At 79.5% G+C, this 1,376-nt stretch carries 3 protein-coding genes; all 3 read right to left on the reverse strand.

Features of this window, described 5'->3' with window-relative positions; translation table 11 throughout:
- Positions 1-228 (reverse strand): hypothetical protein (locus E2C06_RS36440; protein WP_206664852.1); only part of this gene is annotated, 228 nt, incomplete at its 3' end.
- Complete coding sequence (gspM, locus tag E2C06_RS36445; protein ID WP_133293382.1) at positions 225-803, reverse strand: type II secretion system protein GspM; 579 nt, start codon at positions 801-803, stop codon at positions 225-227. The genes E2C06_RS36440 and gspM, both read right to left, overlap by 4 nt.
- Positions 804-1,376, reverse strand: a 573-nt coding sequence (locus E2C06_RS38340; RefSeq protein ID WP_165982920.1) for a PilN domain-containing protein, incomplete at its 5' end; no start/stop codon positions are given.

Raw genomic sequence — 1,376 nt, forward strand, 5'->3', positions numbered from 1 at the left:
CCGGTCCTGCGCGAAGAGCGGCCGGGCGAGCGCGGTCGCGGCCCATTCGCCGGTGCGGTCGGGCGGCGGCGGGGTCGGGACCTCGGGCGCCGGGCGCCAGCGCGCGGCGGCGGTGGCGGCGGCGCCGCTGGTCACCGCATCGCCGCCGAGCCCCTGCAGCTCGAGCGCGATGGTCCCGGCCATCGCCGCGCCGAACAGGCCGAGCGTGGCGAAGGCGGCGCGGCTCATCGCGCGGCCTCCGCCCGGAAGCCGAGCACGGTGAAGCTGGCATCGACCGGCCGTGGCCCGGTCCGCAGCAGCAGCGGCGGGGCGCGCAGCTGCAGGTCGTCCACCAGCATGCGCGGCGTCGCGGTGCCGATCGCCTGCAGCAGCCGCACCACCGAAGGCCAGGGCGCATTCACCGCGACGCGCACGCCGATGCGGCGCCAGGCGCCGGCCGCCTCGCCCGGCAATGCCTCGGCGCTCGACAGCGGCGCCCCGGCGCGGGCCGCCATCTCCTGCAGCCGGCCCTGCAGCGCGGCGGCGGCCAGCGCATCGCTGCTGCCGTCCAGCACCGCGCCCTCGGCCGGCCGGCCGGGGGCGGCCACCCGCCGCGCCTGGTCGCGCAGCGCCGGCAGCGTCTCGGCCAGTTCCGCCATGCGGCGGGCGACCGCGCGCCGTGCCTGGAGCTGCTCGGCCCGCAGCGCGTACCAGTCGAGCAGCGGCGCGGCGACGCCGGCCCAGGCGCCGCCGAGCACCGCCAGCGTCAGGCCGAGCGCCAGCAGCTGGCCGCGGCGTCCGGTCGGGAGGTCGAGGGCGGCCATCTACATCCGCAACTCGGCGCGGATGGAAAACGCATCGACGCCGCCGGGCTCAGCGCGGGTGCCCTCCGCCCGGGTGACCGGCGCGGCGAAGGCGGCGTCGCCGATCGTCGGATCGGCCGAGAGCAGGCCGATCAGCCGCGCCGCACCGGCGGAGCGCCCGGCCATGCCGAGCTTGCGCTGCCGCAGGGTCAGCTCGGTCAGCCAGGTGCCGTCGGGCAGGATGTCGGTGATGGCGGCGATCGCCTGCAGCGCGTCGCCGACCCGGGCGCGTTCGGCGGCGAAGGCGTCCTGGCCGCCCTTGGCCTCGGCCATGCGGCGGCGCAGCGCCTCGGCCTCCGCCACGCGCGGGGCAAGCGCCTCGATCTGCCGCTCGGCATCCGCCAGGGCCATGGATTGCAGCCCGAAGGGCAGGGCGATGGCAGCGATGGCGAGGCCGGCACAGGCGGTGCCGGCCGCGGCCAGCCCGCGGCGGCGCCAGGTCTCGCGGCGGGGGGAGGGCGGCGTGGCCTCGTCCAGCGGGATGGCGCGCGGCGTGCCGTCGGCGGCCTCCGCCTCCAGCCCGGCCGGCGCCAG

Origin of the sequence: Dankookia rubra (assembly GCF_004355005.1) — a bacterium.
Lineage (GTDB): Bacteria > Pseudomonadota > Alphaproteobacteria > Acetobacterales > Acetobacteraceae > Paracraurococcus > Paracraurococcus ruber_A.